Source organism: Streptomyces sp. V3I8 (assembly GCF_030817535.1).
Lineage (GTDB): Bacteria > Actinomycetota > Actinomycetes > Streptomycetales > Streptomycetaceae > Streptomyces.
Genome location: NZ_JAUSZL010000002.1, coordinates 2,028,663 through 2,044,024, shown reverse-complemented (window position 1 = coordinate 2,044,024; position 15,362 = coordinate 2,028,663). Strand labels below are relative to the sequence as shown.

The 15,362-nt window shown below is 68.9% G+C and carries 16 protein-coding genes and 1 pseudogene; 11 read left to right on the top strand and 6 right to left on the bottom strand.

Annotated elements, in window-relative coordinates:
* The first annotated feature begins 50 nt into the window (after positions 1-50).
* The 8 genes from QFZ75_RS09020 (at position 51) to QFZ75_RS41090 (ending at position 6,658) form a co-directional block, all read left to right on the top strand.
* Positions 51-803 carry an SDR family oxidoreductase gene (locus tag QFZ75_RS09020; RefSeq protein WP_307544333.1) on the top strand — a complete coding sequence of 251 codons (753 nt, stop codon included), beginning with the start codon at positions 51-53 and terminating at the stop codon, positions 801-803.
* Positions 803-1,306: a cupin domain-containing protein gene (locus QFZ75_RS09015; protein WP_307535340.1), complete on the top strand. Its 504-nt coding sequence runs from the start codon at positions 803-805 to the stop codon at positions 1,304-1,306. Before QFZ75_RS09020 ends, QFZ75_RS09015 begins: the two co-directional genes overlap by 1 nt.
* Positions 1,303-2,220 carry an alpha/beta fold hydrolase gene (locus QFZ75_RS09010; protein WP_307535338.1) on the top strand — a complete coding sequence of 306 codons (918 nt, stop codon included), beginning with the start codon at positions 1,303-1,305 and terminating at the stop codon, positions 2,218-2,220. The genes QFZ75_RS09015 and QFZ75_RS09010 overlap by 4 nt, the downstream gene beginning before the upstream one ends.
* Positions 2,217-3,185 carry a 2,3-dihydroxyphenylpropionate 1,2-dioxygenase gene (locus tag QFZ75_RS09005; protein ID WP_307535336.1) on the top strand — a complete coding sequence of 323 codons (969 nt, stop codon included), beginning with the start codon at positions 2,217-2,219 and terminating at the stop codon, positions 3,183-3,185. The genes QFZ75_RS09010 and QFZ75_RS09005 overlap by 4 nt, the downstream gene beginning before the upstream one ends.
* Positions 3,186-3,549: 364 nt before the next feature.
* The gene (locus tag QFZ75_RS09000; protein ID WP_307535334.1) at positions 3,550-4,359 is read left to right on the top strand and encodes a 2-keto-4-pentenoate hydratase; all 810 of its coding nucleotides are present in this window, start codon (positions 3,550-3,552) and stop codon (positions 4,357-4,359) included.
* Positions 4,356-5,294 (top strand): acetaldehyde dehydrogenase (acetylating), encoded by a 939-nt coding sequence (locus tag QFZ75_RS08995; RefSeq protein WP_307535331.1) that lies wholly within the window; start codon positions 4,356-4,358, stop codon positions 5,292-5,294. Before QFZ75_RS09000 ends, QFZ75_RS08995 begins: the two co-directional genes overlap by 4 nt.
* Positions 5,291-6,307, top strand: coding sequence for a 4-hydroxy-2-oxovalerate aldolase (dmpG, locus tag QFZ75_RS08990; RefSeq protein WP_307535329.1), 1,017 nt, complete (start codon positions 5,291-5,293; stop codon positions 6,305-6,307). Before QFZ75_RS08995 ends, dmpG begins: the two co-directional genes overlap by 4 nt.
* A gap of 33 nt (positions 6,308-6,340) precedes the next feature.
* Positions 6,341-6,658 carry an aconitase X gene (locus QFZ75_RS41090; protein ID WP_373465829.1) on the top strand — a complete coding sequence of 106 codons (318 nt, stop codon included), beginning with the start codon at positions 6,341-6,343 and terminating at the stop codon, positions 6,656-6,658.
* Here the strand turns inward: QFZ75_RS41090 and QFZ75_RS08985 are convergent.
* Positions 6,628-7,035 (bottom strand): helix-turn-helix domain-containing protein, encoded by a 408-nt coding sequence (locus QFZ75_RS08985; protein ID WP_307535327.1) that lies wholly within the window; start codon positions 7,033-7,035, stop codon positions 6,628-6,630. The two genes, QFZ75_RS41090 and QFZ75_RS08985, sit on opposite strands and share 31 nt — an antisense overlap.
* A gap of 99 nt (positions 7,036-7,134) precedes the next feature.
* Here QFZ75_RS08985 and QFZ75_RS08980 point away from each other — a divergent pair, with 99 nt between their 5' ends.
* The 3 genes and pseudogenes from QFZ75_RS08980 to QFZ75_RS08970 all read left to right on the top strand — a co-directional run bounded on the left by QFZ75_RS08980 (position 7,135) and on the right by QFZ75_RS08970 (position 8,095).
* A complete protein-coding gene (locus tag QFZ75_RS08980) occupies positions 7,135-7,446 on the top strand; it encodes a hypothetical protein (RefSeq protein ID WP_307545102.1) in 312 nt (103 codons plus the stop codon).
* 35 nt (positions 7,447-7,481) lie between these two features.
* Positions 7,482-7,532: pseudogene (locus tag QFZ75_RS41085) on the top strand (hypothetical protein); the annotation flags it as partial.
* Positions 7,533-7,642: 110 nt separating this feature from the next.
* Positions 7,643-8,095, top strand: a complete 453-nt coding sequence (locus tag QFZ75_RS08970; protein ID WP_307545101.1) for an MBL fold metallo-hydrolase — start codon at positions 7,643-7,645, stop codon at positions 8,093-8,095.
* 294 nt (positions 8,096-8,389) lie between these two features.
* Here QFZ75_RS08970 and QFZ75_RS08965 read toward each other — a convergent pair whose 3' ends face one another.
* The 5 genes from QFZ75_RS08965 to QFZ75_RS08945 all read right to left on the bottom strand — a co-directional run bounded on the left by QFZ75_RS08965 (position 8,390) and on the right by QFZ75_RS08945 (position 15,346).
* Positions 8,390-9,322 carry an SGNH/GDSL hydrolase family protein gene (locus QFZ75_RS08965; protein ID WP_307535325.1) on the bottom strand — a complete coding sequence of 311 codons (933 nt, stop codon included), beginning with the start codon at positions 9,320-9,322 and terminating at the stop codon, positions 8,390-8,392.
* 70 nt (positions 9,323-9,392) lie between these two features.
* Positions 9,393-10,064, bottom strand: a complete 672-nt coding sequence (locus QFZ75_RS08960; protein ID WP_307535323.1) for a response regulator transcription factor — start codon at positions 10,062-10,064, stop codon at positions 9,393-9,395.
* The gene (locus QFZ75_RS08955; RefSeq protein ID WP_307535321.1) at positions 9,988-11,244 is read right to left on the bottom strand and encodes a sensor histidine kinase; all 1,257 of its coding nucleotides are present in this window, start codon (positions 11,242-11,244) and stop codon (positions 9,988-9,990) included. Before QFZ75_RS08955 ends, QFZ75_RS08960 begins: the two co-directional genes overlap by 77 nt.
* A 103-nt stretch (positions 11,245-11,347) precedes the next feature.
* Entirely contained in the window at positions 11,348-13,600 is a 2,253-nt protein-coding gene (locus QFZ75_RS08950; protein ID WP_307535319.1) for an MMPL family transporter, read from the bottom strand.
* A gap of 285 nt (positions 13,601-13,885) precedes the next feature.
* Positions 13,886-15,346, bottom strand: a complete 1,461-nt coding sequence (locus QFZ75_RS08945; RefSeq protein WP_373465828.1) for a sensor histidine kinase — start codon at positions 15,344-15,346, stop codon at positions 13,886-13,888.
* Positions 15,347-15,362: the final 16 nt, after the last annotated feature.

The following is a 15,362-nucleotide window of genomic DNA, read 5'->3' as shown; positions in this document are numbered from 1 at the left end:
GGCACAGGGCCGGCAACGAGGAGGACGCCATTCATACGCGCAACGCATTGGTGGGCGGGGGCGGCTCGGGAATCGGGTACGCCGTCGCCGCGCACCTTTCCCGCGCCGGACACCAGGTGGTCGTCACCGGCCGCCGGGCCGACGCCCTGGGGGAGGCGGCGCGGCGTCTGTCGGAGGGTACCGCCGCCCCGGTGCACCCCCTGGCGGGGGACATCGCCGACCCGGGCCACCCGGCCGCGGTGGCGGACGCCGAGGAGCGGTACGGCCCGTTCGATGTCCTCGTACTCAACGCGGGAGGGCCACCGCCCGGACGTGTTCTGGAAGTGACCGACGAACAGTGGTGCGACGCCTTCGGCCTGCTGGTGACCGGACCACTGCGGCTGGCCCGGCTGCTCCTGCCGGGGATGGCCCGGCGTGGCTTCGGCCGTGTGGTGTTCGTGACCTCCACCGCGGTGCGTCAGCCCCAGCCCGACCTCGCGACCTCGGTGGCGTTGCGCTCGGCGGCGACCGCGGTGGCCAAACTGCTGTCGCGGGAGTTCGCGGCCAACGGCGTGACGGTCAACTGTGTGGCGCCCGGCCCCATCGCGACCGACCGGCGCCGGGAGATCCTGTCCGCCCGCGCCGACGCCACCGGTGAACCGCCGGCGACGCTGGACGCCCAGGACACCGCGACCGTCCCCGCGGGACGCCCCGGTCTTCCCGAAGAGGTCGCCGCCGCGGTGGCCTTCCTGGCCTCACCGCAGGCCGCCTACATCAACGGGACCGTGCTGACGGTCGACGGCGGACGAACGGAGACGATCTGATGGACCAGCCGGCACCCGGATTCTCCATGGCGGGATTCCTCGCCTCGATCTCGGACACCGTCCGACCCGGTACCGCCCGGCCGGTCGTGGTACGCGCCGACGAACTCGAACCGCTGCCCGCCGACCAGGTGCACAACCCCACACAGCTGTCCATCGCCGGACAGCTGCCCACCACGACATTCGAGATCTTCCGCCAGACCATCCCGCCGGGCCTCAGCTCCGACATGCAGCGCCACCACCACGAGACGGTCCACTACGTCATCACCGGCGACGGCCACAGCGAGATCGAGGACGACAGCGTGTCCTGGTCCACCGGCGACTTCGTCTACACCCCGCCGTGGACCTGGCACCGGCACTACAACGACTCGGAGGAACATCCCGTGGAATTCCTGACGATCGAGAACTCGCGTCTGCTGGGCCTGCTGGGTCTCGGCCGCCGGCAGAGCGCCGGGCTGGCCACCGTCGACGAGGCACGGGCCCGGTTCGAGGGGGACACACGATGAGCGGTGCACCACCGGAGCACATCAGCATCTGGGGCGAACTCGCCGACGTCGACCACGAGGTGCTGCATGTCGACGCGGCCGGAGTGCGTACCCGGGTCCTGCGGGCCGGGGCCGGTCCCGACCTCGTCCTGCTGCACGGGACCGGTGGTCATCTCGAGGCGTACGCCCGGGACATCGCGGGCCTGGCCGCCGACTTCCGCGTCACCGCCTACGACATGATCGGCCACGGGTGGTCGGACCTGCCGGACCACCCGTACACCACCGATGTACTCGCCGCCCACCTCCTCGCGGTGATGGACGCCCTCGGCATCCGACGGGCGCACCTGTCCGGTGAGTCACTCGGTGGCTGGGTGGCCGCCTGGGCGGCCGCTCACCACCCCGACCGGGTGGCGCGGATGGTGCTCAACACCCCGGGCAACATCACGAACAAGCCCGAGGTGATGGCCCGGGTGCGTGACAGCACCCTCGCCGCCGTCAAGGACCCCAGCGACGCCACGGTCCGCTCCCGTGTCGAGTTCCTTTTCCACCACAAGGAGATGGTGACCGACGAACTGGTCAACCTGCGTCGCGCGGTCTACACCCGTCCCGGATTCCTGCGGGCCGTCTCCCACACTCTGGTGCTGCAAGACCCGTTGATCCGCCAGGACTTCGCCTGGGATCCCTCCTGGGTGGGCCGGATCGCCGCCCCCACGCTGCTGCTGTGGACCGAGCACGACCCGACCGGTGGACTCGACGAGGCCGGCCTGCTGCTGGATTGGCTGCCCGACGCCCAGCTGCACGTGATCGCGGACGCCGGTCACTGGCCGCAGTGGGAGAAGCCCGCCGCCTTCCTCGAAGCCCACCGTCGCTTCCTCCTCGGTGGTCTCGGTGCTCTCGGTGGTCTCGGTGGTCTCGGTGATGAGGACCTGCCATGAGTGACATCGTCGGGTTCGTCGGCATGTCCCACTCGCCGTTCGCGACCTTGCTTCCGCCCACCGGCCCGGCGACGCCCGGAGCGCTCTTCCTCGACGGTGTCGCCCGAGTGGCGACCGCGGTCGAGCGGCTGGCACCGGACGCCGTCGTGGTCATCGGCCCCGACCACTTCCACACCAACTTCTACGACCTGATGCCCCCGTTCGCGCTGGGGGTCGAGGAAGTGACCGGGTTCGGGGACTTCGGCAGCCGGGCCGGTGAGCTGCCGGTCGCCCGCGACCTGGCGTGGGCGGTGCGTGACACGCTGGCCCACGCCGGCTTCGACCTGTCGCTGTCGTACGCGCTGACGGTGGACCACGGAGTGGTGCAGAGCTGGGAGATGGTGACCGGTAAGCGCCCGCTTCCACTGGTGCCTCTGGTCGTCAACACAGCGGCGCCACCGCTGCCGGACCTGGGACGCTGCGTACGACTGGGACGCACCCTGGGCGCGGCGATCCGCGGCTCGGCGTTCCCCGGACGGGTGCTGGTCATCGCCAGTGGCGGTCTGTCGCACTGGCTGCCGTCCAACGACCCGCGTGATCCCTCGATCGACGGAGCCCGGCGCGAGTCGGTGATCCACGGGCGCCGGGACGTCCACGCGGTCGCCGTGTCACGCGAAGCACGGGTGCGTGCCATGGGCGGGGACCCCGCGGCCCGGGTGAACGCCGACTGGGACCGGTGGTTCCTGGAGAGGATCGCCACCGGTGAGCTGGACGACGTGGCGGCCCTGGGGGACGAGTGTCTGGAGGAGCGGGCGGGCAGTGGTGGCCACGAGGTGCGCACCTGGCTGATCGGAAGGGCCGCGGTCGACCTGCCGCTGGTGTGGACGTGTTACGAACCCGTCCCGGAGTGGATCACCGGAATGGGCATCGGCTCGACCTTCGAGGTGGAGCAGGCGCCCGGGAAGCAGACCCTCCGGCCGGAGTGAACCGTTTCCGGCGGACTTGCCGCGTCACACCGTACCCCCCGCCTGCCCGCTGCTGTGCAGGTCCGCGAAGGCCACGACGTCGAGGGGGGACGGACGGGCGTGGGCGAGGAGACGTCCTCCCCGCTACCGGTCGTGATCCGGGACGAGCCGGTCGACGTGCACATTCTCAACCCACTTCATGAGTACGCGCGCAGTCGGGCGGAACGGTACGGCGGCGGCCGCTCCCCGGTCCCCACCCGTACTTTCCGTCCGACCTGCATGGGCGTGCTTGCTGTTGCTCACCGTCAAGACACCGTCACTCCTTTCCGGAGGTACCTCGCATGCCCGTTCCCCACCACCGCACCACTGCGCCAGGGAGGTCGGTATGAGCGGTGACGAGTCCGCCGACGCCGTGATGAAGGCGGCTACCGCCCTCGACGAGGCCGTCCGCACGGGAGTGCCCTGTCCGCCGGTGCGCTCGCTCCTGCCCGAGCAGGACATCGAGGCTGCCTACGCGGTGCAGCGGCTGTCCATCGACCGTGCCGTAGCCGAAGGGCGGCGCCTGGCCGGCCGCAAGATCGGCCTGACCTCCCCTGCCGTGCAGCGGCAGCTCGGTGTGGACCAGCCGGATTTCGGCGCGCTGTTCGTCGACATGGCGGTCCCGGAGGGACAGCCGATCGCCCCCGGACGGTTGCTCCAGCCGAAGGTCGAGGCCGAGGTCGCCCTGATGCTGGGCACGGACCTGCCGTACCGGGACCCGACCGTCGCCGACCTGCTGCGGGCCACGGTGTTCGCGCTACCCGCGCTGGAGATCGTCGACAGCCGCATCGCCGACTGGGACATCGGCATCGTCGACACGGTCGCCGACAATGCCTCCTGCGGCCTGTACGTCCTCGGCGCCACCCCCGTCCGCCTGGACCGTGTCGACCTGCGCGCCGTGACGATGACCCTGACGAAGAACGGCGAGACCGTCTCCGAGGGCACTGGCGCCGACTGCCTGGGCAGTCCGCTCCTCGCGGCCCTCTGGCTGGCCTCCACCCTCGCCGGCCTCGGTGACCCGCTGCGGGCCGGCGACATCGTCCTCACCGGCGCGCTCGGCCCGATGGTGGTCGCCGCCGAGGGCGACGAGTTCACCGCGCGCATCGAAGGACTCGGAACGGTCACGACGAGCTTCGCGGAAGGAGCGGCAGCATGAGCACGAAGGTCGCCGTCATCGGGTCGGGCAACATCGGCACCGACCTGATGATCAAGATCCTGCGGCTCTCCGACTCCCTGGAGATCGCCGCCATGGCCGGCATCGACCCCGACTCCGACGGTCTGGCCCGCGCCCGCCGCCTGAAGGTCGCCACCACCCACCAGGGCGTCGACGGTCTGGTGGAGCTGGACGAGTTCGCGGAGGTGTCGGTGGTCTTCGACGCCACCTCCGCCGGCGCGCACCGCCGTCACGACGAGGTGCTGCGCTCGCTGGGGCGCAAGGTCGTGGACCTCACTCCGGCCGCGCTGGGCCCGTACGTCGTCCCGCCGGTCAACGGCGACGAGCACCTCGACGCGCTGAACGTCAACATGGTCACCTGCGGCGGCCAGGCCACCATCCCGGTCGTCGCCGCCGTGGCCGTCGTGACCCCCGTGCACTACGGCGAGATCGTCGCCTCGATCTCCTCCCGCTCGGCCGGCCCGGGCACCCGGGCCAACATCGACGAGTTCACCGGGACCACCTCGTCGGCCATCGAGAAGGTGGGCGGCGCCGCCCGGGGCAAGGCAATCATCGTCCTCAACCCGGCCGAACCCCCGTTGATCATGCGGGACACCGTGTACTGCCTGGTCGGCGAGTGCGACGACACGGCCGTCACCGCTTCGGTGCAGGAGATGGTCGCCCGCGTACAGACCTACGTGCCCGGCTACCGCCTCAAGCAGAAGGTGCAGTTCGAGCGGGTCGCGCCCGATGACCCGCTGCGCGCCCTCGCCCCCGGCGGGTCCGGCGCCGTCAAGGTGTCCGTCTTCCTCGAAGTGGAGGGCGCTGCCCACTACCTGCCCGCCTACGCCGGCAACCTCGACATCATGACCTCGGCCGCCCTGAGCACCGCCGAACGCATGGCTGCCCACCGTGCCGCGGAGGTGGCCCCCCGATGACCTCTCTGTACGTCCAGGACGTGACCCTCAGGGACGGCATGCACGCCGTCCGCCACCGTTACACCGTCGAGCAGGCCTGCATCATCGCCACCGCCCTCGACGCCGCCGGGGTGGCCGCCATCGAGGTCGCCCACGGCGACGGCCTGTCCGGTTCCAGCATCACCTACGGTGTCGGCGCCCACACCGACTGGGAGTGGATCGAGGCCGTCGTCGGCGCCGTCACCCAGGCCATCCCCACCACCCTCCTCCTCCCCGGCATCGGCACCCTGCACGACCTCAAGCAGGCCCACGCCCTCGGTATCCGCTCGGTGCGCGTCGCCACCCACTGCACCGAGGCCGACATCTCCGCCCAGCACATCACCGCCGCCCGCGAGATGGGCATGGACGTGGCCGGGTTCCTGATGATGTCCCACATGGCCGAATCCGCCGAACTCGCCCGCCAGGCCAAGCTGATGGAGTCCTACGGGGCCCAGTGCGTGTACGTCACCGACTCCGGCGGCCGGCTCACCATGGACGGCGTCCGCAACCGCGTCCGCGCCTACCGGGACACCCTCGACGCGGCCACCGGCATCGGCATCCACGCCCACCACAACCTCGGCCTCGGCGTCGCCAACTCCGTCGTCGCCGTCGAGAACGGCGTCACCCGTGTCGACGCCTCCCTCGCCGGCCAGGGCGCCGGGGCCGGCAACTGCCCCGTCGAAGCCTTCGTCGCCGTCGCCGACCTGATGGGCTGGGAGCACGGTTGTGACCTGTTCCCCCTGATGGACGTCGCCGACGACGTCGTACGCCCCCTCCAGGACCGCGAGGTCCGCGTCGACCGCGAGACCCTCACCCTCGGCTACGCCGGCGTGTACTCCAGCTTCCTGCGTCACGCCGAAGCCGCCTCCCGCCGCTACCGCGTCGATACCCGGGCCATCCTTGTGGAAGCCGGTCGGCGCGGCATGGTCGGCGGCCAGGAGGACATGATCACCGACATCGCGCTGGATCTGGCAGCGGACCGTACTGCTGTCTGAACTGCTATCCGACTCCGAGCACGTAGCTGCCACTTGGACGGACACCGACAGGCCGCTCACCTGATCGAGGTGCGGCACAGGGTCGTGACCACCGGGGACGGGAACATCTTCGGTTACCGGGTGGGGAAGCAGGCGCAGGACGCCGTCCCGGTCCTCACCGGCCCGGGACTCGGCTCCGAGCCCGTCGGGCCGACCGCGGTGCAACTCAAGCAGTCCGGTGTGGCCGCCGCCTCCTCCGGCGACGTCGAGGTGTACCACATACCGGGTGTCAGACCGCGTCGAGGAGGCCGAGGTGCGCCGGCAAGCAGCCCCGTGACACGCTACCGGGCCGGGGAATCGACAGCGTCGTAGCTCTGCCGGGCGGCCTGCGGCGCCGGGGTGTTGGCGCTGAACCAGTTCAGCAGCGCGCACAGCTGCTGCGCCAGGCTCCGCCCGAGTGGCGTCAGGCTGTAGGTGACCTGTGGCGGGACGGTCGGCTCCACCAGGCGTTCGACCAGCCCGTACCGCACCACCGACTTGAGGTACTGCGACAGCATTTTCTGGCTGATGCCGCCGATGTGCCGGTGAAGGCCGGAGAAGCGCATCGGTCCAGGAACCAGCGCAGCGATGATCAACGCACCCCACCGGCCGGTCACTTGGGCCATCACCGGCCGCGTCGGGCAGTCCTTGTCGAAAGAGTCTGCCGGAAGCTGGGCGAAAACATCCCTGAACTGCTCACTCACCGCCATGCCACCAGCTCACAAAAAGGTACATACTTACGAAAGGTGACCGACAGTCCTGGAGTCGGCCCACGGAACCGGCGGTCAGACAAGACGAATGGATTCAAAGTGTTCACAAGCCGTGTATCCCCGGCCTTCCTGGGCTGGGACCTCGGAGGCATCGTCGTGCGCCGAGTCGACGAAATCGACATGTCGCCGGCAACCAGTCGATGGCTGCTGCCCGATGCCACACCGGAACACTTGCACCACACCTGGCTGCAACCCCACTTCACCGACGGCACAGCCTTTGCGATGCACGTTCACATCTTCGCGATCGAGGTGAACGGCAAGCGCATCCTGGTCGACACCGGCATCGGCAACGACAAGCCCGGCAGATACCCGACGCCGACAACCTGCAGACCCCGCTGCTGCGCCGGCTGACCGCCGCGGGTTTCGCCCCGGACACCGTCGACCTGGTGATCACCACGCACATGCACGTCGACCACGTCGGCTGGAACACCCACCTGGTCGACAGCCGCTGGACACCGACCTTCCCGAACGCCCGCTACCTCACCGACCGCAGGGAAAATGGGACTACTGGACCGCCGCCGCCGAAAGCGACGAGGAAGTCGCTCAGGTGCACCGCGACTCCCTGCAGCCCATCCGTGACAACGGTCTGTACGACCTGCTCGACATCCCCGCCTCAGGCCTTGAGGTGGCCGACGGCGTCCGCCTGGTACCGACACACGGCCACACGCCCGGCCACTTGTCGGTCAGGCTGACAGGCACCGTCCGCAATGCGCTGATCAGCGGCGACAGCTTGCATCATCCCGTGCAACTGGCGTACCCCGACATGGGTGGCGTCGGCGACGTCGATCCCGCCGAGGCGCGAACCACCCGCCACCACTTGCTCACCGAGCTGGCCGGTACCGATGACCTGCTGCTGGGCACGAATTGGCACGTCGAAAACCTTAGGAAATCGGGTAACCATATGTGTAGAGGACGGGAACGAATTGATCTCGTTCCCGAGAGCTATTCCGGCTGCTCCATGGTGATCACCAAAATGCGCTGTTCGTCTGTATATGGATAAGTGGCAGCTATGCCGGCATGAAATCCATCAGCTGTGGCACGGCGGACAGCAGCAGGCGGCGGGTGTTCTTCCTCATGCGCTCATCAATTGGGGAATTCCTTTCGCCCTGCAACGTCCGACATGTCGAAGCATGCGCAATACAACCGAATCCCCGATCAAAGCGGTGTGCGTTACACCGTCCGTGGCCCGTTGAAGGGTCGGGAGGGGCATCGAGGCTTCCGGTTCGGCGGGCCGGCCCCGCCGGTCAGAGGCTGCTCAGCCTCGTGCGGAGCCGAGTACGTGGTCCGGCCAAGCTCACCGTGTTGCTCTCATGGCGCGCAGGATGATCTGCGTGACTCCGCGTTGTCCGCGAGCGTTGGGGTGTACCGGTGCCGCCGGGCTGATGGGGATCAACGGCTCGATCCATCGTGTGTCCTGGGCTGAGCAGGCGCTGTGCTTCCGGGATTCGGTTTCGGTGTCCACATAGGTGGCGCCGGCCGTGTGGGCCTGTTGCCGCAGCACCCTGTTGAGCCGGCCTTCCCTCTCCCGCAGGTAGGCGATATCACCGGGAGCAAGGGGAAGGGCGCGTCCGCATCCCGTGTCGCCGGGCGGCAGGATCGCGGGGTAGCCGACGATGTAGAGATGCGCCCTGGGCGCACGCCGCCTGATCTCTTGCATCAGGTCGGACAGTACTGCTCTTAGCGCTGTCATCCGCTGCTGCGTACTGTCGGTGCCGTCCTTGACGTAGCGCTCTCGGCAGGGAGCGTCGACCGAAACGTCCTTGTGGCGAGTGATGAGCTTGTACGCCGCTCCCATGGTGAGGCAGCGGGTCAGCATGCTGCTGAAGCCGATGTCATTGCCGCCTATGCCGACGGTCACGAGCCGGGTTCGGCTGGAAAGGGCGGAGAGCTGTGCGGGATTGCGGCCGTTGTCGGTGGACTGAGGCGAGGCGAAGTCCGCTGTCGTTGCGCCGCTGCAGCTCATGTCGCGGAACATGCCCGGTCTGATCTTGAGCCGAGCGGCGAGCAGCGCCGGGTAGTTGTGGTCGGAGCGGTCACAGCCAGCGGGTTTGCCACTCTGCGCCGGTATGCGTGGACCGGAGGTGTAGGAGTCCCCGAGAGCGACATAGGGGCCCTGCAGGTCGCTGCGCCCAGCAGCGTCGTTGTCCATCCGGGTCTCGGCGACGGCGACGGTCAGGGCCACCACGGACAGGAGGATTCCGGTCAGGACGAAGCGTAGGTGAGTCATGATGCCGTGTGTCCCGTCTTCTGAGTGAGGCTTGGACGTCGGTCAGGACAGGGCACGTCCGGGTTGTCGGTCACCTCGGCGGTTGTACAAGGCCCGCCTGGTAGGCGAAGGCGACGAGTTGTGCGCGATCGCGGGCCTCTGTCTTGGTTTTGGCCCGTTGGACGTGGGTGCGGACGGTCAGAGGGCTGAGGAACAGTGCGTCGGCGATCTCGTCATTGGATCTGCCTTCCGCAACCAGGGTCAGCACCTCGCGCTCTCGCGGAGTAAGGCTGTCGAATTGCTCGAGGTCGGGGGCGCCGGAGTTGGGGGCGGGGGTGGCGAGGAAGCGGGTGATCAGTGAGCGGGTGGCCAGAGGTGACAGCAAGGCGTCACCGGAAGCGACCGTGCGGATGCCGTCGAGGAAGGCGTCGGCGGTGGTGTTCTTGCCAAGGAAGCCGCTCGCGCCGAGGCGCAGGGCCTGGGCGACGTGCTCGTTGGTCTGGAACGTGGTGAGGATGAGGACGCGGGTGGCCTGCAGTTCGGGTTGTGCGCAGACGGCGGCGGTCGCGGCGAGCCCGTCGGTTCCGGGCATGCGGATGTCCATGAGGACGACGTCCGGGCGGTGGAGGCCGGCCAGCGTGATGGCCTGCTGCCCGTCGGCGGCCTCGGCGACAACCTCCATGTCGTCACAGGAGTCGATCAGCACCCGGAAGGTCGCTCGCAGCAGGGCCTGGTCGTCGGCAATCAGTACGCGGATCGTCATGGAACCCACTCTCTGGTCTGGCGTTGATGGGAAGTTCGGCCGTGACGGCGAAGCCGCCTTCCGGGCGGTGCCCCGCTCGGAAGCGTCCTCCGACGGACTGAGCGCGTTCTCGCATGCTGATGAGCCCGAACCCTCCGCCGGGTGCGCGCGGGGGAGTGTTCGGACTTCTGTTATTGCTCACGGTGATCGTCAACTGTTCCCGGGCGTAGGCGAGATGGACATGTGCCGTGTTCACACCAGCGTGCTTGGCGACGTTGGTCAGTGCTTCCTGCACAATGCGGAAGGCGTTCAGGTCCACCCCGGCCGCCAGCGGCTTCACGGGGCCGTCGACAGCGATCGTGATGTGCAGTGCGGCGGCGGCGAAGGCAGCGACCAGGTCAGGCAGCCGGTCAAGCCCAGGTGCGGGATTCAGCGATTCCTCGGCGGTCTCAGGCTGGCGCAACAGGCCCACTGTGGCCTCGAGTTCGTGCAGCGCTGCCGTGGTCGTGCCGGTGAGCTCGGTGAGGATCTGGCCGGTTTGTGCGGGATGAGTGGGGAACAGGTGGGCGGCAGTCACGGCTTGGGCGTTGGCGAGGGCCATGTGGTGGGCCACGACGTCATGCAGTTCCCGGGCGATGCGGACGCGTTCTTCGGTGACCCGGCGTTGTGCTTCCTCATGGCGGGTGCGTTCGGCGTCCTCGGCGCGGGTGCGGACGGTGTCCATGTACGCGCGACGTGCTCGCACGGCCAGTCCGTGCAGGATGGGCAGCAGGATCCAGAAGGCCAGGCTCACCGCTTCGTTCGCCCAGGGCTCGTCCTCGACATCCCAGCGCAGGGCAGAGGGCACGAGGACGACAGCAACCAGGAGACCGTAGGTACGGATGGTTTGCTGAGAAGCTCGGAGAGCCAGTTCGTACAGTGCGACGATAACCGGGAGCAGCAGAAGAGGGCCGAAGGTGCTGCCCTGGGAGCCTGCGACGGCGGTGCCGAGAGTGGTGAGGGCGACAACGGCGCCGGGCCGGCGACGGCGCGCCAGCAGGCTCGTACAGGTGACTGCCGCGAGGGCGAAGCCCGGCCACCACAGAATGTCGTTGCCGACCCGGCGGTACTGGTTGCTGGTGGCCGCGTAGACCAGCAGGAGGAAGGCCGCTTCGACGAGGCGGGGGTGCCGATCGATGCGACGTCGCAGGCGGGTGACCATGGTTTCTCCGCAATGCCGTGACCGAGGGCAGAAGAAGTGGACAGAGTGGAGGCAGGACCGGGCCGCTCTGGGGCCGAGTGGAGCGGCCCGGTCGGCTGGTGCGTCAGACCGTCATGGAGGCCTGTGGATCGTCGGCATGCAGATCACGCGGCACGCCGACCTGTTGGGTGAGTGCTTCGCCCTCGACGTCGACGCGAGGCAGCACCCGGTCCAGCCAGTGCGGCAGCCACCAGGCACGCTTGCCGAGGAGCGCCAGGACCGCGGGCACGAATGCCATGCGGACGACGAAGGCGTCGAAGAAGACGGCACTGGCCAGCCCGAAGCCGACCATCTTGACCATGGATTCGCCGCCTGTCATGAAACCGCCGAACACCGCCATCATGATCAGTGCTGCTGCTCCCACAACCTGGGCGCTGTGCCGGAAGCCGGTGACGACGGCCTGGCCGGGCTGCTCTCCGTGGATGTGTGCCTCGCGGATCCGGGAGACCAGGAAGACCTGATAGTCCATGGCGAGGCCGAAGACGATGCCCACCAGGAAGATGGGCATGGTGCTCATGATCGGGCCGGTCTCGTCGACGCCGAAGAAGCCGGCTCCGTGGCCCTGCTGGAAGACCGTGACGATCGCGCCGAGGGCCGCACCGACGGACAGCAGGAAGCCGAGTGCGGCCTTGAGCGGTACCAGGATCGACCGGAAGACCAGCATCAGCAGGAGGAAGGCGAGACCGACGACGACCGCGAGGTAGGGGATGAGGGCGTCCTGCATCTTCTGGCCCACGTCGATGTTCAGGGCGGTGGTGCCGGTGACCTTGAAGTCGGCTCCGGTGGCCGACTCCACCGCACTGCGCTCGCTGCGGATGTTGTGCACCAGGTCCTGCGTTTGCCGGCTGGTGGGTGCGGTTGAGGGGACAGCGGCGATCACCGCTGTGTCTTTGGCCTCGTTGAACCGTGCCGGGGAGACGGAGACGACTCCCTTGGTGCCGGTGAGCTTGTCGGAGACCGCGGTCACGGCCGCCTGCGGGTCCTTGGCCTTCTTGACGTCGACCACCACGGTCAGCGGGCCGTTGAAGCCCGGGCCGAAGCCCTCGGCGAGCGCGTCGTAGGCGCGGCGCTCGGTGGTCGCGGTCGACTTGGCCTCATCGCCAGGCATACCCATCCGCAGGTCGAGCGACGGCACCGCGAGCGCCCCGAGGCCGATCACCGACAGGAGCAGGACGGGCAGCGGGCGGCGCACCACGAACTGCGCCCAGCGAACACCCCGGGAGGCCTTCGTGGTGATGCCGGCCGTCCTGGTCCTGCCGACGAGGCTGAGGATCTTGGTGCGGGAGCGGCGTTCGCCCTTGCGGTCGCGGCGCGAGAGCACTGCATTGGGCCAAAAGCCCAGGAGTGCCGGCACGGCGGTCAGGGCGATGAGGACTCCAACCATGACGGCGCCTGCCGAGCCGATACCCATCTTGCTGAGCATCGGGACGCCGATGACGGACAGACCCAGCAGGGCGATCACGACGGTGAGCCCGGCGAAGACGACCGCGCTCCCGGCCGTGCCCACGGCCAGGGCCGTCGCCTCCTGCGGCTGGTGTCCCTTGGCGCGCTCTTCCCGGTAGCGGGAGACCACGAACAGGGAGTAGTCGATGCCGACGGCGAGGCCCAGCATCATCGCCAGTTCACCGACCGTCGAGGAAAATCCGAAGACACTGCTCACGGCGGTGATTGCGGCGAGGCTGATGCCGACGCCGAGGATGGCGGTGAGCAGGGGGAGACCGGCGGCGGCGAGTGAGCCGAAGGTGATCAGCAGCACCACTGCGGCGACGAGAACGCCGAGTACCTCACCCACGCCCTGCGCGGCTTCGGTCTCCAGCGCGGAGCCGCCGACCTCGACGGTCAGGCCCGCGTCCCGGGCCTGCTCGACTGCCTTGGTCAGGTCCGTCTTGCTGGCGTCGGTGAGATCGTCGCTGGCGACCTTGTAGGTGACGGTGGCGTACGCCGTCGACTTGTCCTTGCTGACCGCGTTCGTGTCGAAAGGGCTGGCCGCGTCGGCGACCTGCGGCCCGTCGGCCACCGCCGTGACGAGTTCACCGACGGCCGAGCGGCCGGCGGCGGAGGTGACCTGCCGGCCGTGTTCCGCGACGAACACGATGCGGGCCTCCGCACCGTCCGCCTCGGCACCCGGGAACCGCTCATTGATCAGGTCGAATGCCTGCTGGGACTCGATGCCGGGCAGGGAGGACGAGTCCTCCGATGCCTCGGATGCGCTGGAGGCCCCGAGGAATACTGCAGCCAGTACGGCTACCCAGGCCAGCACCACGGTGCGGCGCCTTCGGAAGGCCCAGCGGCCCAGCCGATGCAAGAAAGTAGCCATGAAAGACATCTCCATATCTGGTTATTGGGAACGTCATTAACCCTGCCGGGCCGGCCCCAGGCGTGTCGTCGGCCGTATCGACGACCCCCTGTACTCAAAAACAAGTAGGACTCGGCGGGTGTCTCATCTCCCGCCGGTAGTCCCCAGCCGCGAACGGCAGCGGGCGCGCGAACAGAAAGGCGCCATACCTGGGTGGAGCACGCCATCGGTGGTTCTTGGATTCGGGTATGCGTCGGCTACGTCCGGCCGTTCGCGTCGGCCGGCCGAGGGGTTACCGCGCTGTCCTCAGGAATCGCTGGCGGAGCTGTCGGGATGCAGCGGCAGCAGGACGCGGAACGTGGCGCCCTCCCCCGGCACTGAGCGGACCTCAACGCGGCCGCGGTGAGCGGTCACCAGGGAGCGGACGATGGACAGTCCGAGACCGGCACCGCCAGTCTGTGTGCGGCCGCGAGCGGTGTCGGCACGGTAGAAACGGTCGAAGATGTGGCCGGTCTGCTCGGCCGCGATTCCTGGCCCCTCATCGCTCAGCTCCAGGACTGCCTGATCGTCCAGCGTGCCGACACCGATGCGTACCGGCGTGCCGGGAGGAGTGTGGGCGATGGCGTTGCCGACGAGATTGGAGGTGACCTGTCGCAGTCGGGACTCGTCGCCCAGAACAGGGGCGCCACCGGGCGGACCGCCGCCCGGGCCGGTCAGGGTGATGGGACGTTCGGGGGCCAAGGCCCGTAGGTCGTGCAGGGCGTCGGCGGCCAGGGTGCGCAGGTCCATGGGGGTGAGACGAAGGGTCGGATGCACATCACCGGTGGCATCTTCGTCGAGCCTGGCAAGGAGCAGCAGGTCCTCGACAATGCGGGCGAGGCGGGCTGCTTCGCGTTCGATACGGCTCATGGCGGCATCGACATCGGCGCGCTCGGGCATGCCACCCATCCGATACAGCTCGGTGAAGCCTTTGATCCCGAACAGCGGGGTGCGCAGTTCGTGGCTGGCGTCCGCGACAAAGGTGCGCATACGCTCGTTGGTGGCGGCGCGGGCGGCGTCGCCGGCTTCGATGCGGTCCAGCATGCCGTTGAGCGCGGCGGACAGCCGGCCCAGTTCGGTGCGCGTCGTGGCCGGCTGCGGGACCCGGCTCGACAGATCTCCGCCCGCGATGGCCGCTGCCGTCGTCTCGATGCGCCGCAGCGGCCGCAGACCGGCTCGCACGGCGAACCAGGCGATGATGCCCAAGCAGACGAGCACCAGGGAATCGATCACCAGCATCCGCACGCCCAGCTGCCGAATCGTCGTGTGGACCGGAGACAGGGAACCGGCCACGACGACGCTGCCGCCCTCGTCCACCTGGGTGTCGTGGCCGGCGGCCAACGGGGCAGCGATGACACGCCACTCATCGCCGTCATCCTTGCCCAGGACCTGGAAGGGGTGCTGGTCTCGGGCCGTGATCGCTGCGGTGCCGAGGACCGGAAGTCGGGGGGTGCCATGGGCGGCCGGACGCAGCGTATGCCGCAGATGCCCTTCGGCATCGAGGTAGGCGACGTAGACGTCGCCCGCCAGGTCGCCCTCCACGGCATCGCGCGTCTCCGGTGCCGACTCGCCGGACGTGTCTTCCATGTTCGACAGCCGCGCCGCCGTCGTGACAGCGGTGCGCAGCCGGTCATCCAGTTGCTGCACCAGTTGCCGTTGCAGCAGGGTGACGAGTAGGGCGTTACTGGCCAACAGGGCGGCGATGACTAGCAGCAACGTGATGGCCACGACCCGCCCGCGCAGC

Coding starts and splice junctions, on each gene's coding strand:
- QFZ75_RS08950 (WP_307535319.1), bottom strand. CDS start 13,600: ATGGCTACTTTCTTGCATCGGCTGGGCCGCTGGGCCTTCCGAAGGCGC.
- QFZ75_RS09015 (WP_307535340.1), top strand. CDS start 803: ATGGACCAGCCGGCACCCGGATTCTCCATGGCGGGATTCCTCGCCTCG.
- QFZ75_RS08985 (WP_307535327.1), bottom strand. CDS start 7,035: ATGGCGGTGAGTGAGCAGTTCAGGGATGTTTTCGCCCAGCTTCCGGCA.
- QFZ75_RS08995 (WP_307535331.1), top strand. CDS start 4,356: ATGAGCACGAAGGTCGCCGTCATCGGGTCGGGCAACATCGGCACCGAC.
- QFZ75_RS08955 (WP_307535321.1), bottom strand. CDS start 11,244: ATGGTCACCCGCCTGCGACGTCGCATCGATCGGCACCCCCGCCTCGTC.
- QFZ75_RS09010 (WP_307535338.1), top strand. CDS start 1,303: ATGAGCGGTGCACCACCGGAGCACATCAGCATCTGGGGCGAACTCGCC.
- QFZ75_RS08960 (WP_307535323.1), bottom strand. CDS start 10,064: ATGACGATCCGCGTACTGATTGCCGACGACCAGGCCCTGCTGCGAGCG.
- QFZ75_RS09000 (WP_307535334.1), top strand. CDS start 3,550: ATGAGCGGTGACGAGTCCGCCGACGCCGTGATGAAGGCGGCTACCGCC.
- QFZ75_RS08965 (WP_307535325.1), bottom strand. CDS start 9,322: ATGACTCACCTACGCTTCGTCCTGACCGGAATCCTCCTGTCCGTGGTG.
- dmpG (WP_307535329.1), top strand. CDS start 5,291: ATGACCTCTCTGTACGTCCAGGACGTGACCCTCAGGGACGGCATGCAC.
- QFZ75_RS09005 (WP_307535336.1), top strand. CDS start 2,217: ATGAGTGACATCGTCGGGTTCGTCGGCATGTCCCACTCGCCGTTCGCG.